Genomic DNA, 26,253 nt, shown 5'->3' on the forward strand with positions numbered 1-26,253 from the left:
TAAGAAAATAATTTCTATGGTATATCCAATAAATGCAATTGATAAACTCGGATTTTCCGAGATAAAAGATAAAATAAAAGAAAAATGCCTGAGTGAGTCAGGCCGTGAGCTGGTTGAAAAGATTCAACCGCAGACCCGTTACGATCAAATTGATAGATTTTTAAGACAAACTAGCGAGTTTAAAGATCTTTTGATCAATGACAGTGCGTTTCCCGTTGAGAATTTTTTTCCTCTTCGATCCATTATTGAAAAGGCAAGGGTAGAAGGTACATTTCTACTTGAAGAGGAATTTTTTAGGGTATTGTTGTCTCTGAAAACCGTCTATGCTATTATTCGTTATTTTAACGAACGCGAGGGGCTTTACCCTAATCTTGAAGTACTGTTTGAACATTTACCGATCGAGAAAGGAGTTATTCGTGATATCGAGATGGTTATTGACGAACGTGGGAAACTTAAAAATAATGCTTCCCGCTTGCTGCTGGAAATTACGCAGCAGATTCAGCGTGCCGAGCAAGAGGCAATGAAACGTATCAACAGTATTTTTAAGAGTGCTCAAGACAGTGGCTGGACCGCAGATGGGAACCTAACCATACGGGATGGACGGCTCTGTATTCCTATTTTGGCAGAGAATAAAAGGAAGCTGAAAGGTTTGATACATGATGAATCTGCAACCGGACAAACTGCTTATATAGAGCCTGAAGAGGTGTTTCACCTAAATAATAAAATCAGAGATCTAGAGTTTGAACGCAGGCGTGAGGTCATTCGCATTTTGGTTGAATTGACGGATAAAGTCCGTCCACATATTCCTTTATTGCTGTCTTACCATGGTCTATTGACAAAAGTGGATTTTGTGCGGGCAAAAGCACTCTTTGCACTGGATATTGATGCCGAGATGCCTGAATTGTCGAAAGAAGCAGAGATCAGTCTGGTGAATGGTCGCCACCCACTTTTATTACTGAATCAGCATCACACTGTTGTTCCCTTGAATATTCAGATTGATCATATCCAACGTGTCATCGTAGTATCGGGGCCTAATGCCGGAGGTAAATCAGTTTGTATGAAAACGGTGGGGCTCTTGCAGATTATGGTGCAGTCAGGTTTATTGATTCCGGCTGAACCAACATCAAAAGTAGGTGTTTTTAAACAGATATTTGCAGATATAGGTGATGATCAGTCCATCGAAAGTGATTTAAGTACCTATAGTGCCCATCTGTCTAAGATGAAATATTTCACTGAATTTGCGAATGGACGCACCTTAGTCCTGATCGACGAATTTGGGACTGGAACTGATCCTTTGTTTGGTGGACCTATCGCCGAAGCTGTATTGGAATCGCTAAACAAGAAGCAAATTAGGGGAGTTGTGACAACACACTATTCAAATCTGAAAGTCTTTGCCAGCAATACTCATGGACTGGAGAATGCTTCAATGTTATTTGACAACCGCGAAATGAAACCAATGTATATCTTGCAGATCGGTAAACCCGGTAGCTCTTATGCATTTGAAATTGCACAGAAGATAGGTTTGGGCAAAGATATTCTGGAATCTGCTAAAGGTAAGATTGGTGTACAGCAGAAGAAAGTTGACACGCTGTTAATTGATCTGGAGAGGGAAAAGAAAGAAGTGTTTGACACAAAAGTGGCAATCAATAAAAGAGAAAAAGAACTGGAGTCGATTAAATCGGAGTATCTTGAACTGCAAAGCTATCTGGAAGAAAATAAACGTGTCATACTAAAGAAGGCAAAAGAGGAAGCCCAGCAGATCATTAAAAACTCGAATAAGTTGATCGAAAATACCGTTGCACAGATCAAGTCCGCAAAAGCGGATAAAGAGAAGACACGGGAATTACGCAGCAACTTAGATCAGGCACTCCAGGCTGTGCTGCCTAAAGAACAAAAGCCTGCAAAGCAATTCATCAAAGAAAAGGTTCAAGAATCTACGGAATTAGCCATTGGAGACTGGGTTCAAATTTTAGATAATGGAGCCGAAGCACAAATTGTGGAAATTGCAAAAAACAACCTTATTCTTGCCATGGGCGAATTGCGCACCGTACAAAAGCGGAAGAGTGTGATCAAGCTCGAGGGGCGGGAAGGAAAGAAAACTGCAAAAAGTTTGTCCAGGTCACTGTCTGCGGGCACTGTAGCTGACTTTAAACCCGAACTTGATCTTAGAGGCATGCGGACCGAGGATGCGCTAAATGAACTGGAACGTGTACTGGATCGAGCCGTAATGGTCGGTTATCCATCTTTAAAAATCATTCATGGCAAAGGGGATGGTATTTTGCGCAAATTTATTCGCGACTACCTTCGTAAATATAGCCATGTAAGCCGATTTGAAGATGAACATCAGGATCGTGGAGGTGATGGCATAACCTATGCCTATTTATAGTTAAAAATTAAATGGAGCCCTAACACCATTAGGGCTCCATATTCAATCTTTCTGCAAAAGTTTCTTATGGAAAGTATTATTGATTTTTTGAGCAGTGAACCCTTATTAAATGCCCTTACTTCAATTTTGTGCGGCAGTTTAATTGGTTTTGAACGGGAGTACAGGAACAAATCGGCTGGATTTCGAACGGTGGTGCTTATTTGTTTTGGCTCAGCGATGTTTACCATTGTTTCCTGTTTGTTTATAGGCAACAGTACAGACCGTGTTGCAGCCAATATTGTAACTGGTATCGGTTTTATTGGTGCTGGAGTCATATTTAAAGGTAAATTATCGGTCAGTGGCCTCACTACTGCTGCAGTTATTTGGGCCACAGCTGGAATTGGAATGTTTGCAGGTTTGGGGCAGCTTGTATATGCGATCTCTTTTGCAGCGTTTATGGTCGTTATACTTGCGCTTTTTCAACGGATAGAGATCCTTTTAGCGCGTTATTACCTGATCCGTTCTCTTCATATTAAATTCAGCTCCAATGAATTCTATCATTTGCATGAATTTGAACAATTAGCACTCGATTTTAAGATTAAAGCGACAAGGCGTGTCATAGAAAAAATCGGTGGGAAGTTAGAAGTAATGTATGATATCTCGGGCAAAATGAATGATCTGGATCGTTTTAATCAGCAATTGGCCGGTTCCCAAGTTATAGATGAGTTTTACTACAACAAATAAAACTCATCTATAAAGATTGCCTCATACATGTTTACGTCGTTTCTTTTCCTCCAAAAGTAATCAAAATCATGCCTGAAATAATGACAAACATGCCCAAGACTTGCTGCCAGCTTAATGGACTTTTAAAATACAGTGCCATGGCCAGCTGAACGGTTAGAAATGTGCCGCCCGAGCATAAGGCGATGACAATAGGCTGAGAAACATTTTTAAATAACTGTACAAGGAACCAGCTTGCAGATAGCAGAATAATATTTCCAATAATCAATGCTGTCCATTTATACTTTGGATGTATTCCTCCAAGTTTGAATAGGATAGAGGAAATAATCTGACATGCCCAAAATGCAGCAAAATATATATAGTTTAACATAAATCCGTTATTCGTATCTACTGTAAGCACTGTTAAAAGATTGGCGCATCGATGCGAATTGATCGATTACACTTTTTAGAAATTCCTCATCAAGCAAATCGAATACGCCATTTACACCACCAATAATATCCATTTCCGCAATTTTATAGGATTGTTCTAAATTGCCTTGTTCAAACTTAATAATGAATTTTTGGTTCATGCCAAAAATTGAAATCTTGCAATCAGGATGAGGAAGTTCAGCTATTAATCTCATGTAAAGTCCTTGTTTTTAAATTTAGTATAAAAGTATAAAAAAACGCCCAAATGCAATGCATTTGAGCGCTCAGGATTATGATATGATTAGAAAAAGGCTTAATTATACGATACCTTGTGCTTTCATAGCATTGGCGACTTTAATAAAACCACCAATATTGGCACCTTTTAAATAATTTACAAATCCGCTGTCTTGGCCATATTTCAAGCAAGTTTCGTGTATACTCTCCATAATGGATTTTAAGCGATTGTCAACTTCTTCTGTACACCATTGTGTGCGGATTGAATTTTGAGACATTTCCAGACCACTAACAGCGACTCCTCCAGCATTAGCAGCTTTACCTGGCGCAAAACTAATTTTTGCATCCAAGAAAATTTTAATTGCTTCGGCCGTGGAAGGCATGTTAGCACCTTCAGCAACACAGATACAACCATTTGCTATAAGTGCTTTTGCATCGGATTCATCCAGTTCATTTTGTGTTGCACAAGGCAATGCGATATCACATTTAAATTGCCAAGGTTTCTGACCAGCTAAAAATTGGGCATTAGGGTAGCGAGCCGGATATTGATCCAAATTTCTTCCTAATGTTGCACCAAAGGCCATTTTTTCAGCATCAAAACCGTCAGGATCATATAATGTTCCTAAGCTGTTTGATACCGTGATTACTTTAGCACCCAGTTGCAGCGCTTTCTCTACAGCGAAAAAAGCTACATTGCCAGCTCCTGATACGGTAGCAACTTTACCCTGTAATGATTTTCCCTGATGTCTGAATATACAGTCGACGAAATATAATAAGCCATAACCAGTCGCTTCTGGACGGATGTATGAGCCGCCCCACAGTTCACCTTTACCTGTAAGAACTCCAGTAAAGTTGTTTTGAAGACGTTTAAATTGTCCAAATAAGAAGCCAATTTCACGGCCGCCAACACCGATATCACCGGCAGGAACATCTGTATCTGCGCCAATATGACGGTACAGTTCAGTCATGAAACTTTGACAAAAACGCATAATTTCATTGTCTGATTTACCTTTAGGATCGAAATCAGAACCACCTTTTCCACCGCCAATCGGTAATCCAGTTAAGCTATTTTTAAATACCTGCTCAAAAGCGAGGAATTTTAAGATGCTTTGATTAACGGAAGGAGCGAAGCGTAGACCGCCTTTGTATGGACCGATTGAACTATTCATCTGAACACGATATCCACGATTAACTTGTACTTGATGGTTATCATCTAACCAGGTTACACGGAAAGATATAATACGCTCAGGTTCAGTAAGTCTTTCAAGAATTTTTTGGTCAAAAAATTCAGGATGGTTTTCAGTGATATAAGGAAATAAATCCTCAGTAACTTCTTTTACAGCTTGTAAGAATTCTGGTTCATTTGGATTACGTTTCTCAACGATTGAAATGAACTCGTTAAAGTTTTTTGACATGTTTTAATTAGTAAAATTTCCCTTTGGCTGGCACTAATTTATATATTTTTTAACAAAAAACCAATAATCGTTAATTATTTACAAATATTATTCTGTTTTGATGAAATTTCAGATATTACGTAAGTCGTTTAAAATAACGTGTTTGTTGTATAAAGTTTTGTATAATAACGGAATATCTGCGTTTTATTCGATTGAAAGTATTAATCATCGAATTATTGTCTTTTTTAATAAAATATTGATAAATATGCTGTACGATTGAAAATAATTTAATCATGAATGCTTTTTGATGATTATTTAATAAAGTACTGTTGATTAAACTGCTAAATATTACTTTGCATATTGTATATATAATTTATATTATGTTAAATAGAAAGTATGAAAGTATACCTCCTTGTACCGTTGCTCGCTATCAGTTCAGCTCTTTAAAAGTAGATTCTGCGATAATGTTAGCTATATTTCGTAAAAAAAGGAACTCAGACAATGTCTGAGTTCCTTTAAAAATATTTAGGTTGAATATTTACGTTTAAAAAAATATTAGTCGACTGCCTGAATCATTAAAGCACCAACAGTTAGATTTGTCCGTGGGTCAATAACAATGGCTTGCGAATTTTCTGCATTTTCATTTTGTAGATCAAATACAAGATTTTCAGCAGATTTAATTGCTATGCGGCCAATATCATTAAGCTTGATCTCCTCATTATAAACTTTTTCCTGCGTATTGATATCAAATTTGTAAAGCACATCAACAATTTTAACTTTCGTTAATTTGCTGTGACTTTGAACGAGGTAAATTTGATCCGTATCCAAAGGTTTGTTATCGAACCAGCACAAATTTGCTTGGATATTACGTTCGAATTTCGGTGGATTTTCCACGCTGGCAATCGTGTCTCCACGGCTAATGTCGACATCATCGCTGAGATGGATAATGACAGATTGTCCACTTTCAGCCCTTTGAAGCTGCAGTCCGTTCAATTCTATAGCTTTTACTGTGCTGAAAGTCTCAGCTGGATAAACAATTACAGGATCTCCCACTGTTAACCCCTCTCCTAATACGCGACCTGCATATCCTCTATAATCGTGTAAATCATCTGTTTGCGGTCTTACAACCCATTGGACTGGAAATCTCCAGTTGGCTGTTTCCTGTTCATGTATTTCTACATTTTCTAGGTAATCTAATAAAGACTCGCCTGTATACCATAGCATACGATCCGATTTATGGACGATATTATCACCTTTTAGAGCGGAAACGGGTATGAAATCAACATCTTTGAGTCCTAGATTGCTAGCCAGTGTTAAGTAATCGCTTTTGATGTGTTCGAATACCGTGGCGCTGTAATCGACCATATCCATTTTGTTGATGCAAACCAAAATCTGCTTCATAGCTAGTAGTTTAGCGATGAAGGAGTGCCGTTTTGTTTGCTCTATTACGCCTTTTCTAGCGTCAACCAGGATGATAATCAGGTCCGAATTGGAGGCACCGGTCACCATGTTTCTTGTGTATTGGATATGCCCTGGGGCATCAGCTATAATATATTTTCTATGATCAGTCTGGAAGTATTTGTAGGCAACATCTATAGTGATCCCTTGTTCTCGTTCAGCCTTAAGACCATCAGTCAATATGGCCAAGTCTACCGTTCCATCATCGTTTTTCCGGTTAGCACGCTGTATGGCTTCCAATTGATCATCCAAAATGGAGTTGGTATCGTAAAGCAAGCGGCCTATTAAGGTACTCTTACCATCGTCCACGGAACCGGCGGTTATAAATTTCAATATATTCATTGTTGTCAATATCAGGTGTTAATTTGAAATGTGGGTTAAAAGTATCCTTGTTTTTTACGTTCTTCCATAGCTGCTTCCGACACTTTGTCGTCCATTCTGGCTCCACGTTCACTTACAGTTGACGCTTTTATTTCTGCTATGATATCATCAAGTTCTGTAGCCGTTGAATCCACGGCTGCTGTACATGTCATGTCTCCGACAGTTCTAAAACGTACTGATTTGCGTTCAATTACATCGTCAGCATCGATATTCAGAAACGGTGCAGCTGCCATTAATTGTCCATTGCGTGTGATAACTTCCCGTTCGTGGCTAAAATATATAGATGGCAACGCAATCTGCTCACGTTTTATATAATTCCAGACATCCAATTCTGTCCAGTTTGAAATAGGAAATACCCGTACATTCTCACCCTTGTTTATTTTACCATTGAATATGCTCCACAATTCAGGTCTTTGGCGTTTGGGATCCCATTGGCCGAATTCATCTCGCACGGAGAAGATCCGCTCCTTCGCACGGGCTTTTTCTTCATCTCTGCGTGCACCTCCAATACAGGCGTCGAAGCCATGTTTCGAAATTGTATCTAATAAGGTGACTGTTTGTAAAGCATTTCGACTTGCATTTTTTCCCTTTTGCTCCACCACTTTGCCTTGGTCGATACTTTCCTGCACATAACCTACAATCAGTTTTTCCCCAATTTCTTCAATCAGTGAATCCCTGAAAACAATTGTTTCGGGGAAATTGTGGCCCGTATCAATGTGCACTAATGGAAATGGAAATTTTCCAGGTCTAAATGCTTTTTTTGCGAGATGAACAAGTGTGATAGAATCCTTGCCACCAGAGAATAGTAACGCAGGTTTCTCAAATTGCCCAGCGACCTCCCTTAATATATATATTGCTTCCGCTTCTAAATGATCTAAATAGTCCATTTTCTGAAATAATAAAATTTGATTTAATGAATTTGAGTTTATGCTTGGTTATTTTAAGATTTAACAGCGTGTAAACCACATTCTTTTTTACTTTGATCTTCCCACCACCATCTGCCAGCACGGAAATCTTCACCTTCCTGTATCGCTCTGGTGCAAGGCTGGCAGCCGATACTCGGAAAACCTTTGTCGTGCAGGACATTATAAGGAATGTATTGTTCCTTGCAATATTTTTTCACCTCGTCAAAGGTCCAGTCAAATAAAGGATGGATTTTAATGATCTGATTAACTTCATCATATTCGATAAAATCCATATCGTGCCGATTCACGGATTGATCAGATCTGATCCCGGTTACCCAAATTTTCTTCCCTTTGACTGCGCGCTGCAATGGTTCTATTTTTCTTATTCTGCAGCATTCCTTACGATTGTCTACCGATTCATAGAATGAATTGGGGCCTTTTCTGCTGATGAATTCTTCTAAGAGGCGTGTGTCTGGCGTGTAGGTCTTAATTTGCAGTTGATAGCGCTCCAAGGTACGGCTCCACAAAGAATAGGTTTCCTTGAATAATCGTCCCGTGTCCAGTGTGAATATTTCGATATCAATATTATTTTTACCGATCCATTCTGTAATGATCTGGTCCTCAATACCGAAAGATGTTGAAAAAACGACTTCATTTGGAAATGTTGCAGCTATTGCTTGTAAGAGCTCCACTCCTTTTTTGGTGCCAATAATTTCTTTGATTTCTTTAACGTTCATAACGTAATATATTTTTGGTATGCTCGTTCAACTTCTTTACTTTAAACTCGAAATCGCCTTTGAGCTGCTCTCGATAGGCACTCATCAGTGACAAAGTTTCGTCAATTTCTTCTGGTAAAAGGTCATTCAATAATTCTTTTACACGTTTGGCAATTGTTGGGGATTTTCCGTTTGTTGAAATGGCTATTTTCAGATCACCTTTCTTAACAATTGATCCTAAGTAGAAGTCACACAAATCCGGTTTGTCCGCCGCATTAAACAGTATGTTTCCTTGTGATGTTATACTACGTAACTGATCGTTGAGCTGAGTATTGTTTGTTGCTGCAATGACCAGCTGTTTATCGATAATATCGTTCGACTCAAATGGACGGACATACAGCTTGACCTGAGGGTATTCTTTTAGAAGCTCTTCAAATGCAGGATTGATTTCCTTCGCTACGATTGTTAAATTCAATGCATTGTCATTGGAAACGAGTGCCTGGAATTTTTCCAATGCAACGTTCCCTCCTCCAACGAGCAAGGTGTGAATCTGATTCAGTTTGACGAATATGGGAAATAGCTGGTTCATGGCTATAAGGCTAGAGCTTTTTCTTTAATTTCTTGAAATGAGCGATGTTTTGCCACCACTTCACCGATTACAATAATTGCGGGTACCCCTACTCTTTTCTCCGTAGATTCATCCAAAATACTGTCTATGGTGCCGAAAACGACTTTTTCATTCGGTAAAGAACCATTTTGAATTAAAGCAATTGGTAAGCTGTGCAGGTTTCTTTCGCGATAAATGTTTACGATTTCAGCCAACTTTCCATAGCCCATCAGTACAACAACGGTAGCTTTAGACTCAGCGGCTAAATAAAGGTCTGTGGATAGCGAACCGTCCGATCTGGAGCCCGTAATCACCCAAAAACTTTCACTGATACCGCGATAAGTTAATGGTAGCTGCTGCAATCCAGTCAGTCCAATAGCAGAGGAAATACCTGGCACAACACTTGTTTCTATACCATATTGATGTACATAATCAATTTCTTCTCCGCCGCGGCCAAAGACAAATGGATCACCACCTTTTAGACGGACAACCTGCCCGTAATTTAGTGCATAATCCACCAGTAGACGATTGATTTCGTCCTGGGAAGTTGAGAGCTGTTCGGCGCGTTTTCCAACATATATCTTGATGCAATCAGGCGCTGCATAATCCAGCAATTCTTCATTTACGAGCGCGTCATATAAAATAACGTCCGCTTTTTCTATCGCTTTTATCCCTTTAAGGCTGATCAGTTCAGGATCTCCCGGTCCTGCTCCAACTAAGGTTACTTTCGCTTTTATTGACATACTATTCCCTCCCTATACCAATACTGGTTTTAAATTTTTACGTTGATAAACCGTATTGATAAACTTTGTTGCTTCCTGAATATAGGTAGCTGCAAAGTGCTCGTTTGGTTCATTTTTGCTGATCTGTAAGACTAGTTCCGGAAAGGCCTGATCAAAACTATATTCACCTGTTTCCACAAAATGCGCTTGGAATTCATTGATGACCGTATTTTGTGTACTTGCGCTAACTCCCTTATCTAATAATAATGCTTTTGCTGCTTGTACAAAGGTATTATATGCGTGATAGATAGCATCGGAGAATTTAGATTCCTGGAATGTCTCATTTGCCCATTGCAATTTTTCTTCCGCCTCATAAATTAAGGTTGCGACCAAGTCAATCACGACTCCCGCACATTCTCCCACGCCAATAGCTGTCTGAAATGTTCCTTCATGCCCCCAGTCCACAAACTCGTCCTCAGCAAGATTGGTCAGATCCGAAAGTGGTTTTAAAAGATTGTAGAAGTAATTCTTTCCTTGTCTATCATAGTAAGCATGAAAATTTTCATTCTCTTCCGCATTTTTCTTATAATCGTTCAGTACCCATTCAACGACATGCAAAACTCTTTTTGTTGGAACTTTGATAATGCGTTCGGCAACACGGCCTTCGCCATTTCCTATAGTTCCACCTCCCAGCATAACTTGTGCTGCAGGTACAACTTTGCCTTCTGCTTTGACAGAACTGCCGTGAAAACCGATATGTGCTAAACCGTGCTGACCACAAGAATTCATGCAGCCAGAGATTTTAATTTTCAGATCTCTATTAAACACGAAATCCTGATGGAATTCGGCTATGTAAGACTCAATAACACGAGCCATTTCCGTGCTATTTGAAATACCTAGATTACAGGTGTCTGTGCCAGGACAGGTTGTTACATCTGCTGTACTGTCAAAGCCTACTTGTGCAAGATCCAGTGATTTCAGCAGCTGATAAATATGTGGCAGAGATTTTTCTGTCGCATATTTCAATAGCAGGCTTTGATTTTGCGTAATGCGAATGTCGTCAGCGACTAGGTTTTTTAGCCCTGTTACCAATGCGCGTGCCTTGTCAGTACCGATATCACCTGTGGACACTCTTACATAAACTCCGTAATATCCTTCTTGTTTCTGTGCAAAAGTATTGGTGCTTTTCCAAACTTGATAGTTTAGGTCACTATCCAGATCAATACTTGGTACCTCGCTATCATCTGGGGCTAAAGGTTGTTCGATTTTGCTTCGATCAATGGGGAAAATCTTTACTTTCGTGGCAATTTTTTCGGATTCAATTAAACTCAAAACCTCTTCTAAGCCTAATTTTTGGATAAGGTATTTGAAGCGTGCCTTGTTTCTGTTATTTCGTTCTCCATAGCGGTCAAATACACGGAGTGTAGCTTCTATATAAGGGATAAGCTCATCTTCGTGTAAAAACTCACTCGTAACGGACGCCAAGAAAGGCTGAGATCCCAAACCTCCTCCCAGCAGGACTTTGAAGCCACGAGTTTCGACGCCATCAACTAGTTTCAATTTAGGAATAAAGCCCAGGTCGTGAATATATGAGAACGCTGTATCATCATCACTGGCAGAGAAAGACATTTTGAATTTTCTGCCCATTTCTGCACAGACTGGATTACGTAGGAAATATTCAAATGTAGCTTGTGCGTATGGAGATACATCAAACGGTTCCTTGGGATCAATACCAGAAGTTGGTGATGCTGTCACGTTGCGCACAGTGTTGCCACAGGCCTCACGTAATGTGATGTCATCTTCGGCCAATTTGGACCAAAGTTCTGGTGTACGGTCCAAGCTAACATAATGGATCTGTATATCTTGACGTGTTGTAAGATGTAGATTACGGCTTGCATATTCATCCGATATCGCAGCAATTTTAATCAATTGCTTAAACGTAACCTTTCCAAATGGAAGCTTTATACGAACCATCTGAACTCCAGGTTGTCTTTGTCCATATACTCCCCTGGCTAAGCGCAACGACCTAAATTTCTCGTCGGCGATCTTGCCTTCATGGAATAATCGAATCTTTTTTTCAAGTTCGATAATTTCCCTTTCCACGATTGGGTTTTCTAATTCTGTGCGGAAACTTTGCATAAAACAAATAAAATCTATTGATTTAGTATTCTTTTCTCGAGGTCAAATGTAAAAATATTTTTTTAATATTCTATAATATCTACCAAATTAATATATATTTGCCTTGTAAAATTTAATATACAAAACCTGTAGACTAATAGGTGTAATGATGAGAAAGTGTTTTATAGTCTTGATTTTAAGCTTTATAATCGTATTTGAGATAATTTCGTGTGCGCCTAAAGTTAAGAATGGCTACAGTAAAGAACGTGGTTTTGAAGGTAATATTTCTTTGTCTGGAGCATTTGCACTTTATCCTCTAGCAGTTGTATGGAGTGAAGACTTCAAAAAAATACATCCCCACGTTCGGTTCAATATATCAGCTGGTGGTGCGGGTAAAGGAATTGCCGATGTACTTACGGGGATGGTCGATATTGGGATGGTTTCGAGGGATCTTCATGAACAGGAAGTAAAAAAAGGGGCTGTTCCGATTGTTGTTGCAAAGGATGCTGTGATCTGTACAATCAATCCGGGTAACCCAAACTATCAGGCGATTTTGAAACGTGGTCTAAGCCGTGAAGAATTGTCCGATATTTTTATCAGTCGAAAATTCAAAACCTGGAAACAAATTGATCCTCGATTTACAGCTGACCCGATCAATGTATATGTTCGTTCTGATGCAGCCGGAGCAGCGGAGACCTGGGCTAAATTTTTTGGTCATAAGCAGGAAGATTTGCAGGGTATTGGAATTTTTGGTGATCCTGGGATAGCGCAGGCAATTAAGGATGATATTCATGGTATTGGCTTCAATAATATTAATTACGTCTATAATCTAAAGACAAATAAGGTATTTGATCGTATTGATGTGGTTCCATTAGATCTGAATAAAAATGGCCAGATTGAAAATGAGGAACGGTTTTACCACACCTTATCTGAATTAACGGCGGCAGTTGCAGCGGGTCGGTATCCTGCTCCACCCTCCAGAGAGCTGACCTTTGTGACGCGCCATAAGACAGAATCACTTCTATTGAAGGAGTTTATTTCATTTGTGCTTCAAAAGCAGGCACAATCACAGCTTCTTGAAAACGGTTATGTGCCGTTAAATGAAACATTGATAAAAGAAGAACTTAATAAGTTATAGCATGCTAAATACCCGTCTCGTTAAAGATGCGCTGGTGAAGCGATCCACTTTGCTCCTGCTGCTGATCTCTCTCTCTGTAGTGGTGATCATCGCGGTCGGTCTAACCATCAAGTCAATTCCACTATTTGAATATAGCAATATCTTTCAATTGCTGACTGATAAAGTATGGTCGCCGATGAAAGGCTCATTTGGTTTTTTACCTTTTATAGCAGGGACGCTAGCGGTCACTTTGATTTCACTTGTCATTGCAATTCCACTATGTGTATTAACGGCCGTTTATCTGACTGAATATGCTTCCGATGCCTTAAAAAATATGATGCTTCCTTTGGTTAATATTTTGGCTGCTATACCACCGGTGCTCTATGGTGTTTGGGGGGTATTGTTCATAGTCCCATTAATTCAGCTGTACATTGCGCCTATTTTTGGTGTTGTAACCTCTGGGTATTCGGTTCTTGCTGGTGGTATTGTACTTGCTGTGATGATCTTCCCAATCATGATTTCTATTATGGTTGAAGTGCTTCAAACAATACCTTATGAGCTCAAAGCGGCTTCGTTATCATTGGGTGCAACAAAGTGGGATACTATTAAGCATATCATTTTGAAAAAAGCACGGCCAGGGATTGTTGCTGCTATTGTCTTGTCGACGTCTAGGGCATTTGGAGAAACAATAGCCGTGTTGATGGTTTGTGGAAATGTTGCAAAAGTACCCACCTCAATATTTGATGCTGGGTATCCTATTCCGGCCTTGATTGCGAATAATTTTGGAGAAATGATGTCAATTCCACTTTATGAATCCGCTTTGATGTTTTCGGCGTTATTGCTGTTTGTCATCATATTTGTTTTTAATTTAATATCTCGTCTGATATTGAGACGACTGGAAGGAGATCAGCATGGATAATACAAAAAGACGCTTACTGAATGAAAAAGTAGCTAAAGGTTTTATGCATCTCTCTGGGGTCACCGTAACTGCCTCCCTTTTTTTCATTGTTGGAACTATATTGTATAAGGGTCTTCCCTACCTCAGCTGGGAGATGGTCAGCCAGCTGCCTAAGGGGGGATTTTACATCGGTAAGGAAGGTGGTATTTTGAATGCTATACTCGGTTCGTTATATCTGGCTGGCGTAGCAACGGCGCTTTCCGCTTTCATCGGGATACCCATTTCCCTTTATCTTAATGTGTATTTGGGAGCAAAATCCAGGGTTACACAATTCTCAAAACTTCTTTTCGACGTGCTGTACGGTGTCCCTTCTATTGTTTATGGCGCTGTTGGCTTTGGAATCATGGTGTATCTGGGCATTCGTGCCTCCTTATTGGGAGGAATTATCACAGTAACCTTGCTTACTGTTCCCATTGTGGTGCGGACTGTAGATGAACTGATCAAAACAATTCCCGAAGATCTAAAGAATGTAACGCTTTCGCTTGGGACTACACGCTGGGAGCTGGCCAAGGTGATGTTAAGAAGTGTACGTACCGGTCTACTCACTGCTATTTTACTCGCTTTTGGCCGAGCCATTGGCGACGTGGCTGGTGTCTTATTGACAACAGGTTTTAGTGATAATCTTCCAAAATATATCGATGAACCAGCGGCAACACTGCCTTTGGCCATATTTTTTCAGTTAAGTAGCCCTATTCCTGAAGTTCAGGGGCGTGCCTACGCTTCCGCTTTAGTTTTAACAATCATTATTTTAATTATTGTAGTATGCACACATATCCTTCAATCGAAACAAAAGAATCGTCGATAATTAATCCGTTAACTGATCCGCATATCGAAATTAAGGATCTTAACGTTTATATCGATGGACGGCATATACTCAAAAATATCAACCTCGCTTTGCCCAATAATAGCGTAACTTCTATTATTGGTCCGTCGGGTTGCGGAAAGACAACGCTTTTAAAAACACTCAACCGCTTGGTGGACGATACCAAAGGTGTTGAGATAACAGGATCAGTGCTAGTGAATGGTGAGGATATTTATGGCAAGAATGCTGAGGTGACACACATCCGTAAGAAAATGGGGCTTTTATCGCAGAAACCGTATCCACTACCCATGTCTATTTATGATAATGTAGCCTATGGCCCACGTATACACGGTACTCGAAGCAAGAAAGAGCTAGATAAGATTGTCGAAAAACAGCTGCGAAATGTAGCGTTGTGGGATGAGGTCAAAGATCGTCTAGGACATTCTGCCAGCGGTTTGTCTATAGGCCAGCAGCAAAGACTTTGCCTGGCTAGAGGCTTGGCTGTAGAGCCAGAGATTATACTTGGCGATGAATCGACATCGGCTTTGGACCCTTTGTCTACAGCCAAAATTGAGGAGCTATTGATTGAATTAAAAAAAGATTACACCATCGTTTTGGTGACACATATATTGCGGCAGGCAAGACGGGTGTCCGACTATATTCTTTTTGTTTATGGCGGGGAAATACTTGAGTTTGGTCCAACGGAGCAGGTTCTGTTAAACCCACAAAATGAAATTACTAAACAGTATGTAAAAGGATTTATATCCTAAGCAAGGAAGCTACTTATTCGTTGGTCAAAAGATTGCAGAATGCAATCTTGATTTAGGCTATAACTATATTTATAACTAAGTAGAGTTATAAATATAGTTATAGCCTAATTTTATGGGTGAATATTTCCGAATCGTTTTTACTTTAAATAGAATAAATCATCTACTCCAATTATTTTCTTTGATGTAAATCCTTCAGCATATTTTGTCTGTATGTAACGTCCAAATTCACGCGCTCTAGCCGCGGTAGATTCCATGAAATCGGGATTGGAGATATAAGTTTGCGGTTCATCGGGATTTACATTTTCTCCAGTGTAAAATTGGGTTTTATACGCTAAAACAGATTTTTCTTTGATGTGGTAATAATCTGTTATGTCAATAACAACATCTGGTTTGATATAATAGTCCTGTATAAATTGTAGCACTAATCGAGGACGGTAGGCCTCTTGAGGAAGATTGTTTTGGTCAAATGTTTCCACTTTTCTCAAGCCTGAAAGAAAGCAGGCCTCATTGACCATTTGTCCGGCTCTTCCGTGGTCTGGATGGCGGTCAGTAATGGCGTTTGTGATCACAATTTCTGGTTGATACTTGCGGATAGCACGTATCACTGCCATTTTCTCTTTTTCTGCATTTTCAAAAAAACCATCTCTTAAGCCGAGGTTTTCTCTTGCAGCTAAGCCTAGAATCTCAGCAGCATCCTTTGCTTCCTGTGCTCTGGTTTCGGCTGTGCCGCGGGTGCCTAGTTCACCTTGCGTCAAATCAACAATTCCTACTTTTTTTCCTTCAGCAACGTATTTTGCCATTACTCCTCCAGCACCTAATTCAGCGTCGTCAGGATGTACAGCAATGATTAATAGATCTAATTTTAACATATAATATTTTTTATTGGTCCTCCGCTTTTTGGGCAAATTGTCTTCCTTTATCTTTATGAAATAGGCGGGTGTTGTAATGTTGCTATTTCGAAATGACATGGTCAGCAATTCGATGTACGAACTGATGTTTGCGCTGCGGAGCCGCGGCAAAGGTAAGTAGTTTATGGTTTACTCTTCTAATAGACGCTCAATATTGCGACAAATTTTACTTGATAATGGCGAAGTAATCGGATAATAGAAATCAATCACCTCACCTTTTTTGTTTATCAGGTATTTGTGGAAATTCCAGGACGGCTTACTGTTGATGTGCCCATTTTTCTCTTTGTTTGAAAGAAAGCTATAAAGAGGGGTTGTATATTCGCCAATAACATGACTGCGTTTGAAAATAGGAAAACTCACTTGTTGGTTGATCCGGCAGAATGTTTCTAATGTGCTGCCTGTTAATGGTTCCTGATTCCGGAAATTGTTGGCCGGGAAAGCTAAAATTTCGAATCCTTTGTCCTTGTATTTTTGATAGAGTTTTTCGAGCGACTTAAACTGTCCCGTAAAAAGGCATTGACTGGCAGTATTGACGATTAATAAAACTTTTCCTTCAAAATCAGCGAGGGATTTTTTTTTGCCGTTAAACTGAAGCGCATCAAAGTCGTATATTGTTTTCATCTATTTTATGTTTTAGTTGGCTACATGACGGGTTGAGGTCTCGACTTCTCAAATTCCCGAATGATATTTTCAATGGCAAAGTCTTCTTTTGGGTCATAGGTTGACTTTAGATTGTGTCCGAATATTTTCGCGACACCTTGGTAGAAAAAAGCAGAAATCCCGCCTTTCATCTCTTTGACCATTTCGTAGCCTGTATGCCCTGTATAACGATCGATTAATTTGATGAGTATTTTACCTTGTGAAATGGTCATATTTTTGATCTCGCGATCAAACATCTGTTTTACATCGCTTTCACATTTCTCAACTAACGCTTTGTGTTCTTTTTTGTCTGAGGTCAAAGCGAGATCCCGATCAAGCTGGTCATATCTTTTTTGTGCGTATATTGCATAAGGTAGAACCTTGAGGACATTTCTTCTAAAGCGGAGATACTCTCTTCGTGCTTCTTCGCTCGACCAGGTCCGTTTAGCTACAACAATGACTTCAGGAATGGGAAACCATGGTAAAATCTCTCCGCTTTGCAGGGTTGTTGTCATATAACTGTTTACAGTCTCCTGCGCGCCTTCTCCATACAAAGGGAGCGTGAGCGATTGAGACTGCGCCCAACTGGACAAAGTCTCTGTGAGAAAAAGCAAACAAAATAATATTGTCTTCATCTGGGCAATTATATAACGCTTTTTTAATTTGTCAATGCTATAATATTTTGGTAGATTTATTACAAAATAAGTTAGCTTGAAAATAGTATTCAAGAATACATTAACTAAATTACACAAATTTACTCAAAAAACATCATTTACCTGCAACGTTTATGAAAGATTATGTGATTGATATTGAAGCAGAAAACAAAGAGATAAGGAAACGTTACCGTGCATTGTTACGCGCTTGTAAACCTACTTTACAACGTGGAGACAAGCAAGAGATTCGAAAGGCATTTGATTTAGCGCTGGATAGTCATAAAGAGATGCGTCGTAAATCAGGGGAGCCTTATATCTATCACCCGATTGCTGTTGCCCAGATTGCTGCCGAAGAAATTGGTTTAGGAACAACGTCAATTGTGTGTGCCTTACTCCATGATGTAGTTGAAGATACCAATGTTACGCTGGATGAAATTGAAGAAATGTTTGGTAAAAAAGTTCGCCGTATCATCGATGGGCTTACCAAGATTTCGGGGATTTTTGACCCCAATAGTTCCATGCAGGCTGAGAACTTTAGAAAAATGCTGCTCACACTTGCCGATGACGTTCGTGTAATTCTAATCAAATTGGCTGATAGGCTGCATAATATGCGTACCATGGAATTCATGGCGAGAGACAAGCAGCTAAAGATCGCCTCCGAAACGAGTTATCTGTATGCGCCTTTAGCGCATCGCCTGGGACTTTATGCCATTAAATCCGAATTGGAAGATCTTTCGATGAAATACACCGATCCGGATACTTATAAATTCATCGCGCGAAAACTGAATGAGAAGAAAGCGGAGCGTGAGCGGTTTATTGGTGATTTTATAGGTCCTATTAAAGAGATTTTGGAGGAACAAGGTATTATGGCCTCTGTATTTGGACGGCCAAAATCTATCCATTCTATTTGGAATAAGATGCGGAAGAAGTCTATTCCTTTTGAGGAAGTTTATGATCTTTTTGCAATTCGTATCGTCATAGACGCTGTTGATGAAAAGGAAAAGACAGAATGCTGGAAAGTCTATTCTATTGTGACAGATCTGTATCGTCCTAACCCAGACCGTTTGCGGGATTGGATCTCCTCTCCTAAAGGAAATGGCTATGAATCATTGCATACGACAGTAATGGGGCCAAAAGGACAATGGGTAGAAGTTCAGATTCGGACCAAACGTATGAATGAGATTGCTGAAAAAGGTTTTGCGGCGCATTGGAAGTACAAAGAATCAAATTCGGATTCAGGTCTGGATCAGTGGATCAAGAAAATACGTGATGTATTGAGCAGTCCGGACCAGAACGCAATGGATTTTGTGGATGATTTTAAAATGAATCTCTTCTCCGATGAGATTTTTATATTCACCCCGAAGGGAACTTTGATTCAGTTGCCAAATAGTGCAACCGCCTTAGATTTTGCATTTGAAATACACTCTGATATTGGCGCAAGCTGTATTGGGGCTAAAGTAAATCACAAGCTTGTCCCTTTGAGTCATATTTTACAAAATGGAGATCAGGTAGAGATTATTACTTCGAGCAAACAGTCGCCTAAAGAAGATTGGTTAAATTTTGTGGTGACGGCAAAAGCCAAATCTAAAATTAGATCTTCTTTAAAAGAGGAAAAACGAAGAGTTGCGGAGGATGGAAAAGAGATTTTGGAGCGGAAGCTGAAGTCTCTTAAAGTCACGTATAATACGGATAATATCAATAAAATTGCCAATTTTCTGAAGTACCCAAGTTCACAGGATCTTTTCTATAATGTTGCTAAGGGAGTTGTTGACATCAGACAGTTAAGGGAGTATGTGGCGCATGAAAAAGCGGTTGAAATTAATACAAGCTCTTCATCTGGAAATCAATTCAATACTCATATTAGTGGTCTCGTCGAAAAGATCAATAAGAAGGAATTCGATACGATCTTAATTGGAGATGACATGCAGAAAGTCGATTATACTTTAGCGCCATGCTGCAATCCAATCCCTGGTGATGATGTTTTTGGCTTTTTAACTGTTAATGATGGTATAAAAATCCACCGTACGAGTTGTCCAAATGCATCCAAGTTGATGGCTAATTATGGCTATAGAATTCTAAAGGCACGCTGGGCTTCAACAAAAGATTCTGCATTTTTGACAGGTCTGCACATTGTTGGCATAGATGATGTTGGATTAGTTAATAAGATTACAACTGTTATTTCACAAGAATTCGCTGTTAATATTAGGTCGTTGTCCATTTCAAGCAACGACGGTATTTTTGACGGTAATATTATGGTCTATGTGAATGATACTGCACAACTTGAAAGTTTAATGAAAAATTTAAAGCAAGTCAGAGGAATAACAGGAGTCAATCGATACGAATCGGAAAATTAATAGCCAATGTTTGGATTGATGATTCTGCTAGAGCAACTGCTCCTGTGTCCTATTTTAATAGAGGAAATATCAATCTTAATTGGTAAATTTGTACAAGAATATTTTTACTATGAATCAAGCTGAAAATTTTGCAACTGTAAAAAAAATCTTCGAAGCCTACTTAGAAAATAAAAATCTAAGAAAAACACCAGAACGCTATGCGATTTTGGAAGAGATTTATTCCCGAACCGATCACTTTGATGTCGAGTCTTTGTATATCCATATGAAGAACAAGAAGTATCGTGTTAGTCGTGCTACAGTTTATAATACCTTAGAACTCTTGGTGTCTTGTGACTTGGTTACCAAACACCAGTTTGGAAGAAACATGGCGCAATTTGAAAAATCTTATGGTTTTAAACAACACGATCACGTGATCTGTATTGAATGTAATAAGGTCGTTGAATTCTGTGACCCACGTATCAATCAAATTCAGAGTCTGATGGGTGATCTTTTAAAATTTGACATTAAGCACCACTCGCTCAATTTGTACGGTGTATGCCAAGATTGCCAAATTAAAAACAAAAAGGAAGAAACCATAGCTCATGAAGCTATTTCAAATTAATCTTATATTTTCTTAAATATAATAGTACATTTGTTCAGGAATGTTCAGGGGGAAAATTCCTGAACATTTTATTTTTTGATAGAGTCTATTTTATTAATAACATTTTAATTACTATACTTTAAAAGCTATGCAAGTTGATGTGCTTTTGGGCTTACAATGGGGTGACGAGGGTAAAGGTAAAATCGTAGACGTATTTTGTCCAAAATACGATTTAATCGCTCGTTTCCAAGGCGGCCCTAACGCCGGACACACGTTGGAATTCGATAACAAGAAATTCGTACTCAACACAATTCCATCTGGTATCTTCAATGAAGGTACACTAAATCTTATTGGTAATGGCGTCGTTATTGATCCAATTATCTTAAAAAGAGAATTAGACAATCTAAAGACAGCTGGTTTTGATCCGGTGGGTAAAGGCAATTTGGTTTTGGCGCGTAAAGCACACCTTATTCTGCCAACACACCAATTATTGGATGCTGCTTCCGAATCAAAAATGGGAGCAGGAAAAATTGGGTCTACCTTAAAAGGTATCGGTCCTACTTACATGGATAAAACAGGAAGAAATGGTTTACGTGTAGGTGATACCACTCTTCCAGATTTTCAAGAGCGTTACCAAAAATTGAAGGAAAAGCACCTAAGCATTCTTTCGCACTATGGGGAAATTCCTGATTTCAGTGAAAAAGAGAAAGCATTCTTAGATGCTATCGAATTCATTAAGTCTATACCTCATGTGGATTCAGAGCATTTGGTTAATCAATATCTCAAAGAAGGCAAGCGCGTATTAGCGGAGGGTGCACAAGGTACACTTTTAGATGTTGATTTTGGTTCATATCCGTTTGTTACTTCATCGAACACTACAACAGCGGGTGCTTGTACCGGCCTTGGTATTGCTCCGAATAAAATAGGCAAGGTATATGGTATCTTTAAGGCATATGCCACTCGTGTGGGTGGTGGTCCCTTCCCTACTGAACTTCATGATGAAACGGGTGAGAAATTGCGTCAACTAGGTCATGAATTTGGAGCGACTACTGGTCGTGCTCGTCGTACAGGTTGGATTGATATTCCGGCGTTGAAATATGCCATTATGCTAAATGGTGTGACTGACCTGATTATGATGAAGGCAGACGTATTGGATACTTTCGATAAAATTTATGCGTGTACACACTATAAGTACAATGGTGAAGTGATTGATTATATGCCTTATGAAATCATCACACACCAAGCGGAGCCTATTTTAGAAGAAATTGAAGGCTGGAAGCAAGATTTGACAGGTATAACATCGGAAGGAGAAATACCTGAAGCATTAAAAAATTATATTTCTTATTTAGAGAAAGCTCTCGAAGTGCCTATCACGATCTTATCGGTGGGTCCTGATCGTAAACAAACATTAGCTTTATCAAAATAAACTATGCGGATCGAAAGTTTTGATCTTCTCGATTCTAAAGATAAATTTCATCAAAAAGCCCTGCATTGGTCAGGGCAATTTGATGAAATTTCTTTCTTTAATAGCAATGGGATGTCCGATCAATGGGGGAAATTTGAACGTATATTAGCAGTAAAAGCTTTATACTCTTTTCGTGCAGAGGAAAATGTATTTGACCAGCTTGATGCATTTTTGAAATTACATCAGTTTCCGTTTATTCCTGGATTCTTATCCTACGACCTCAAGAATGAGATAGAAGAATTACAAACAACAGGCAAGGATCAGCTTGGATTTCCGGAAGCCTATTTCTTTGTACCAGCCATTGTACTTCGATGGACAGACGATCAAGTACATATAGAAGCCGAAGATCCTGTTAAAATCTATCAAGCTATCTTGAATACTGAGATTCCTGCAACAGCCCCAATTTCCGTGCAAGTTCAATCGCGTTGGACAAAGAGTGAATATGTTAAAGCATTTGAAAATGTACAAGCTCATATTCAGCGTGGAGATATTTATGAAGTTAACCTTTGTCAGGAATTTTTCGCTGAAGGCGCTGATATCACTCCCGTCGAAGTTTATCATAGACTAAATACCATATCGCCTACACCATTTAGTTCATTCTTCAAAGTTGGGCATCATTTTATCATCAGTGCCTCACCAGAGCGGTTTTTAGCGAAAAAACAAGGGAAGCTGATTTCTCAGCCAATTAAAGGGACTGCTAAAAGAGGCGCAAATTCGGAAGAAGACCAGCAAATTATAGCGGAGATGCTTAGGTCAAAAAAAGAGATCGCCGAAAATGTGATGATTGTTGATTTGGTCCGGAATGATTTGACAAGGAGCGCTTTTCCTGGCACGGTTGAGGCTACCCATCTTTTTGAAATTCAATCTTTTGAGCAGGTGCATCAAATGATCTCTACCGTTACATGTATGCAGGATCCGAAAATTTCCAATGTAGATGTATTTAGAAATACCTTTCCTGCAGGTTCGATGACTGGTGCTCCCAAAATCGCAGCGATGCAAATCTGCAATCAGCTTGAAGCCCGAAAGCGAGGTATTTACGCCGGATCTATAGGATATTTTGACAGCCTCCACGATGAATTTGATTTTAACGTGGTTATTCGCTCATTGCTTTACAATAAAGAAAAAGAGTACCTTTCTTTTCATACAGGTGGAGCGGTTACCAATCAGGCAGCTGCAGATCAGGAGTATCAAGAATGTCTTTTGAAAGCTTCTGCGATCCTTGAAGCCTTGGATGCAAGCTTGCGGTCATAAAACTATACTAATTTTGTAGAGAATATTTTTTGCTTCAAGTATTTTTTCGACCTTTGTCCCGTTGGCAGCACAGATTCCCTATATCGATCTACATACTCATCGGAATTATCCGGTCAAAGAGAGCGGAGTTCTTTCTGTTAAGAATGTCGCCTTGAACCATTCTGAGACAATCACTGAAGCGGATTGCTCCATAGGTTTACATCCATGGTTTATCGATGGGAATTCTGAGCACGAATTGCGGTTAATGGCCAATGAATTAAATCGACCGCAAGTTTTGGCTATAGGTGAATGTGGTTTGGACAAAAATACCGCCATTCCCCTCTCCGATCAAAAGTCTGTCTTTGACCGACAGGTTCAGCTGGCTCAGGCTTATCGGAAGCCCTTGATTATTCACTGTGTTCGTGCTTTTCAGGAAACAGTCGATAGTTTAAAGAGCATGAAGTTTGAAGGAGCTGTTGTTTTTCATGGTTATCGCAAGAATTGGATTTTAGCTAAACAGTTAATAGACAGGGGTTACTATTTGTCTATAGGTGTACATTGTTTAAATGGAAGCCAGGATGAGCTTTTGAAAAATATTCCGCTTGCACATTTGTTTTTGGAGACAGATATGGATGTTACAGTGGAGATTACCACGCTCTATCAATACGTGGCACAGATCAGATCTCTTGAACCGGAAGAGGTAAAAGAGAATCTTTACCGGAATTATAGGAATGTATTTAATAAATGAAATCACCTGGATTTATTCAGTCCCGATACTGAGCAAATAAATCTGATAATTTCATCACAAGAAGAAAACAAATTTGAATAGATGAAAGATTTAAGTTGGCTGTCGCGTACCGAAGCATTGATCGGTAGAACGGCGGTGGAAAAATTAGCAAATTCACATGTAATGGTTTTAGGTTTAGGCGGGGTTGGTTCTTTTGCTGCGGAATTTATATGTCGAGCAGGTGTTGGCAAAATGACTATTATTGATGGAGATACCGTAGATCCTTCCAATCGAAATAGACAACTGCCTGCTTTGGCGACCAATCACGGCGAAGCAAAAGCAGAGATTATGCGGGAAAGACTGTTAGCGATCAATCCTGAACTTGATTTAACAGTTATACAGGACTTTATAATACCAGAAAAAATACCGGCTTTGTTAGATCTTGCTCCGGATTATTGTGTAGAAGCTATTGATAGCATCACGCCTAAACTATTCTTTATTCGACGAGCGCTGGAGGCTAATATTCCATTTGTAAGTTCTATGGGTGCAGGCGGTAAAGTGGATCCAACAAAGATCCAAATTGCAGATATCGGTAAATCCTACAATTGTAAGCTGGCACAGCACATTCGTAAGAAATTACGCAAACACGGTATTCGAAATGGTGTTAAAGTAGCATTCTCCACAGAATTGCCCGACAAGAATTCATTATTATATACCGATGGAAGTAATTTTAAAAAGTCCGCCTATGGGACCATGTCTTACCTACCAGCAGCATTTGGTGGAGCAATAGCATCGGTTGCTATACGAGATTTAATCGAAAATGCTTAACTTAGGTATTAAATAAACATATGAACAAATAAAAGAAGCTTCCTTTCCTTGGATTGGAGGCTTCTTTTTATTTTCGCTATCGACTCGTGACGCCTTTCATATCAATTCCTTTGGGTTTGATGTGTGCCAACCTTTTTTTTAACGTATCTATTTTTGATTTTTCAAGATTGCCCGTCGCGATGATAATACCTTCCTTAACCTGTGCCGTTATTGTTGGAAAGTCTTCAAGAACAAGGTTTACGTCCCTTGTCAAAGTAGAATCTATCGCACCACCTAAGATTTCATGATATTTTTCACGGGCATCCTCAGGTTCTGGAAGGTTTACAATGATATTGTTGTGGATAGATTTGATTTCCTCTCCTCCTACGGATCTTGTTTTATCTTCAATTTCCCGTTTAAGATCGTCTGAACCTATCTGTCCGTTCAAAGTTACGTTACCTTCCTCTACATCCACTTCAATGCCAGCAGTTGTCTTCAATGCGTTCTCAATTTTAGACTTGAGTTTGTCATCCGATTCAGGGGATCTACACGAATGAACAAATGGTAAAATACCTAATGAAAAAATCAAAAATAAACTACTTAATTTCATATCATCCTTCTTTTCTATACTAAATAAGAACAGATAGATTGGAATATTGTTTAATGTTTCCGTTTTTCAGACCGCTAGCAAATTGCGGTTATTTGCTGAGTTGTTTTGTTGAAGGTAAAACTATCTCCTATTTCTTTTCCGATAAGCAGCTGACCTATCGGAGAAACTGGAGAAATGACGAAGATATTATTGTCCCTAATTGTTAATGCACCAATACTTGTTGCAATCAGATATAGCCCCGTATCCGTCTGGACAAGGCTCCCCAATCTGACAAACTCTGGTCTATCGTCCCCAGCGGTTGCTATACTATTAAGCTGTTGAAGGTCTTTATTGGCCTCTAAGAGCTGCTTCTGATAGCGATTGATATCCTGTTGGATCATTTCGCGCGAAGTCTCGTATTTGTCACCAGCACTACTTTTAGTGTCATCATTACTTGAGTCTTGAGCTGTTTCCAATGCGGATTCAATCATGTCGATGCGTTCTTGTGTACGCTTTAGGACTATTCCAAGTACTTCCTTTTTTAAATCGAAATTGCTATTTGTCATCCTGAAAAATAAGGAATAAGTTTTATTCATAAAAAAATA

The 26,253-nt window shown here is 39.3% G+C and carries 26 protein-coding genes; 12 read left to right on the forward strand and 14 right to left on the reverse strand.

Annotation, left to right across the window (positions count from 1 at the left end; genetic code table 11):
- Nucleotides 1–16: 16 nt before the first annotated feature.
- Both AB1Z56_RS06575 and AB1Z56_RS06580 read left to right on the forward strand, forming a co-directional pair.
- Nucleotides 17–2,386 (forward strand): endonuclease MutS2, encoded by a 2,370-nt coding sequence (locus AB1Z56_RS06575; RefSeq protein WP_426791484.1) that lies wholly within the window; start codon nt 17–19, stop codon nt 2,384–2,386.
- 66 nt (nt 2,387–2,452) lie between these two features.
- Nucleotides 2,453–3,109: an MgtC/SapB family protein gene (locus AB1Z56_RS06580; protein ID WP_426791485.1), complete on the forward strand. Its 657-nt coding sequence runs from the start codon at nt 2,453–2,455 to the stop codon at nt 3,107–3,109.
- A 31-nt stretch (nt 3,110–3,140) separates the two neighbouring features.
- Here the strand turns inward: AB1Z56_RS06580 and AB1Z56_RS06585 are convergent, their stop codons facing one another.
- From AB1Z56_RS06585 to AB1Z56_RS06625, 9 genes are all read right to left on the reverse strand, one after another.
- Nucleotides 3,141–3,476 carry a hypothetical protein gene (locus AB1Z56_RS06585; RefSeq protein WP_293899944.1) on the reverse strand — a complete coding sequence of 112 codons (336 nt, stop codon included), beginning with the start codon at nt 3,474–3,476 and terminating at the stop codon, nt 3,141–3,143.
- A 7-nt stretch (nt 3,477–3,483) separates the two neighbouring features.
- Nucleotides 3,484–3,729 (reverse strand): hypothetical protein, encoded by a 246-nt coding sequence (locus AB1Z56_RS06590; RefSeq protein WP_153848492.1) that lies wholly within the window; start codon nt 3,727–3,729, stop codon nt 3,484–3,486.
- A gap of 102 nt (nt 3,730–3,831) precedes the next feature.
- Nucleotides 3,832–5,163, reverse strand: a complete 1,332-nt coding sequence (gene gdhA / locus AB1Z56_RS06595; protein ID WP_309359432.1) for an NADP-specific glutamate dehydrogenase — start codon at nt 5,161–5,163, stop codon at nt 3,832–3,834.
- 534 nt (nt 5,164–5,697) lie between these two features.
- Nucleotides 5,698–6,942 carry a sulfate adenylyltransferase subunit 1 gene (locus tag AB1Z56_RS06600; protein WP_426791486.1) on the reverse strand — a complete coding sequence of 415 codons (1,245 nt, stop codon included), beginning with the start codon at nt 6,940–6,942 and terminating at the stop codon, nt 5,698–5,700.
- 35 nt (nt 6,943–6,977) lie between these two features.
- Complete coding sequence (cysD, locus tag AB1Z56_RS06605; protein WP_309359428.1) at nt 6,978–7,868, reverse strand: sulfate adenylyltransferase subunit CysD; 891 nt, start codon at nt 7,866–7,868, stop codon at nt 6,978–6,980.
- Between the two features lie 53 nt (nt 7,869–7,921).
- Entirely contained in the window at nt 7,922–8,623 is a 702-nt protein-coding gene (locus tag AB1Z56_RS06610) for a phosphoadenylyl-sulfate reductase (protein ID WP_309359426.1), read from the reverse strand.
- On the reverse strand, nt 8,613–9,191 hold the full coding sequence (locus AB1Z56_RS06615) for a precorrin-2 dehydrogenase/sirohydrochlorin ferrochelatase family protein (RefSeq protein ID WP_309359424.1): 579 nt from the start codon (nt 9,189–9,191) through the stop codon (nt 8,613–8,615). Before AB1Z56_RS06615 ends, AB1Z56_RS06610 begins: the two co-directional genes overlap by 11 nt.
- 2 nt (nt 9,192–9,193) lie before the next feature.
- Nucleotides 9,194–9,952: a uroporphyrinogen-III C-methyltransferase gene (gene cobA, locus AB1Z56_RS06620; protein ID WP_426791487.1), complete on the reverse strand. Its 759-nt coding sequence runs from the start codon at nt 9,950–9,952 to the stop codon at nt 9,194–9,196.
- A gap of 12 nt (nt 9,953–9,964) precedes the next feature.
- Nucleotides 9,965–12,070: a HEPN domain-containing protein gene (locus AB1Z56_RS06625; protein ID WP_426791488.1), complete on the reverse strand. Its 2,106-nt coding sequence runs from the start codon at nt 12,068–12,070 to the stop codon at nt 9,965–9,967.
- Between the two features lie 145 nt (nt 12,071–12,215).
- Here AB1Z56_RS06625 and AB1Z56_RS06630 point away from each other — a divergent pair, with 145 nt between their 5' ends.
- Genes AB1Z56_RS06630 through AB1Z56_RS06645 form a run of 4 tightly spaced genes read left to right on the forward strand, consistent with a single transcriptional unit; the run spans nt 12,216 to nt 15,696 of the window.
- Nucleotides 12,216–13,187 (forward strand): PstS family phosphate ABC transporter substrate-binding protein, encoded by a 972-nt coding sequence (locus AB1Z56_RS06630; protein ID WP_426791489.1) that lies wholly within the window; start codon nt 12,216–12,218, stop codon nt 13,185–13,187.
- Nucleotide 13,188: 1 nt separating this feature from the next.
- Entirely contained in the window at nt 13,189–14,085 is an 897-nt protein-coding gene (gene pstC, locus AB1Z56_RS06635) for a phosphate ABC transporter permease subunit PstC (protein ID WP_426791490.1), read from the forward strand.
- A complete protein-coding gene (locus tag AB1Z56_RS06640; protein WP_309359415.1) occupies nt 14,078–14,929 on the forward strand; it encodes a PstA family ABC transporter permease in 852 nt (283 codons plus the stop codon). Before pstC ends, AB1Z56_RS06640 begins: the two co-directional genes overlap by 8 nt.
- Nucleotides 14,887–15,696: a phosphate ABC transporter ATP-binding protein gene (locus tag AB1Z56_RS06645; protein WP_309359413.1), complete on the forward strand. Its 810-nt coding sequence runs from the start codon at nt 14,887–14,889 to the stop codon at nt 15,694–15,696. Before AB1Z56_RS06640 ends, AB1Z56_RS06645 begins: the two co-directional genes overlap by 43 nt.
- A 137-nt stretch (nt 15,697–15,833) precedes the next feature.
- Here AB1Z56_RS06645 and bshB1 read toward each other — a convergent pair whose 3' ends face one another.
- The 3 genes from bshB1 to AB1Z56_RS06660 all read right to left on the reverse strand — a co-directional run bounded on the left by bshB1 (nt 15,834) and on the right by AB1Z56_RS06660 (nt 17,878).
- The gene (bshB1, locus tag AB1Z56_RS06650; protein WP_426791491.1) at nt 15,834–16,565 is read right to left on the reverse strand and encodes a bacillithiol biosynthesis deacetylase BshB1; all 732 of its coding nucleotides are present in this window, start codon (nt 16,563–16,565) and stop codon (nt 15,834–15,836) included.
- A 168-nt stretch (nt 16,566–16,733) separates the two neighbouring features.
- The gene (locus AB1Z56_RS06655; protein ID WP_426791492.1) at nt 16,734–17,225 is read right to left on the reverse strand and encodes a glutathione peroxidase; all 492 of its coding nucleotides are present in this window, start codon (nt 17,223–17,225) and stop codon (nt 16,734–16,736) included.
- Nucleotides 17,226–17,245: 20 nt separating this feature from the next.
- Nucleotides 17,246–17,878 carry a DUF4294 domain-containing protein gene (locus AB1Z56_RS06660; protein ID WP_426791493.1) on the reverse strand — a complete coding sequence of 211 codons (633 nt, stop codon included), beginning with the start codon at nt 17,876–17,878 and terminating at the stop codon, nt 17,246–17,248.
- 152 nt (nt 17,879–18,030) lie between these two features.
- Between AB1Z56_RS06660 and AB1Z56_RS06665 the strand changes: the two genes are divergently transcribed.
- The 6 genes from AB1Z56_RS06665 to AB1Z56_RS06690 all read left to right on the forward strand — a co-directional run bounded on the left by AB1Z56_RS06665 (nt 18,031) and on the right by AB1Z56_RS06690 (nt 25,080).
- Nucleotides 18,031–20,250: a RelA/SpoT family protein gene (locus AB1Z56_RS06665; protein ID WP_309359406.1), complete on the forward strand. Its 2,220-nt coding sequence runs from the start codon at nt 18,031–18,033 to the stop codon at nt 20,248–20,250.
- A 109-nt stretch (nt 20,251–20,359) separates the two neighbouring features.
- On the forward strand, nt 20,360–20,851 hold the full coding sequence (locus AB1Z56_RS06670; RefSeq protein ID WP_293899895.1) for a Fur family transcriptional regulator: 492 nt from the start codon (nt 20,360–20,362) through the stop codon (nt 20,849–20,851).
- Between the two features lie 127 nt (nt 20,852–20,978).
- Entirely contained in the window at nt 20,979–22,256 is a 1,278-nt protein-coding gene (locus AB1Z56_RS06675) for an adenylosuccinate synthase (RefSeq protein ID WP_309359404.1), read from the forward strand.
- 3 nt (nt 22,257–22,259) lie between these two features.
- Nucleotides 22,260–23,546 carry an anthranilate synthase component I family protein gene (locus tag AB1Z56_RS06680; protein ID WP_313263272.1) on the forward strand — a complete coding sequence of 429 codons (1,287 nt, stop codon included), beginning with the start codon at nt 22,260–22,262 and terminating at the stop codon, nt 23,544–23,546.
- Nucleotides 23,547–23,607: 61 nt separating this feature from the next.
- Nucleotides 23,608–24,273, forward strand: a complete 666-nt coding sequence (locus tag AB1Z56_RS06685; RefSeq protein WP_309359400.1) for a TatD family hydrolase — start codon at nt 23,608–23,610, stop codon at nt 24,271–24,273.
- An 81-nt stretch (nt 24,274–24,354) separates the two neighbouring features.
- On the forward strand, nt 24,355–25,080 hold the full coding sequence (locus tag AB1Z56_RS06690; RefSeq protein WP_309359398.1) for a tRNA threonylcarbamoyladenosine dehydratase: 726 nt from the start codon (nt 24,355–24,357) through the stop codon (nt 25,078–25,080).
- Nucleotides 25,081–25,156: 76 nt separating this feature from the next.
- On the opposite strand, the gene AB1Z56_RS06695 is transcribed toward AB1Z56_RS06690, so the two are convergent.
- Together AB1Z56_RS06695 and AB1Z56_RS06700 are read right to left on the reverse strand one after the other, a co-directional pair.
- On the reverse strand, nt 25,157–25,669 hold the full coding sequence (locus tag AB1Z56_RS06695; protein WP_426791494.1) for a BON domain-containing protein: 513 nt from the start codon (nt 25,667–25,669) through the stop codon (nt 25,157–25,159).
- Between the two features lie 74 nt (nt 25,670–25,743).
- Complete coding sequence (locus AB1Z56_RS06700; protein WP_426791495.1) at nt 25,744–26,244, reverse strand: hypothetical protein; 501 nt, start codon at nt 26,242–26,244, stop codon at nt 25,744–25,746.
- Nucleotides 26,245–26,253: the final 9 nt, after the last annotated feature.

The sequence above is a fragment of the Sphingobacterium sp. WOUb80 genome (genome assembly GCF_050058145.1).
Taxonomy (GTDB): Bacteria; Bacteroidota; Bacteroidia; order Sphingobacteriales; family Sphingobacteriaceae; genus Sphingobacterium.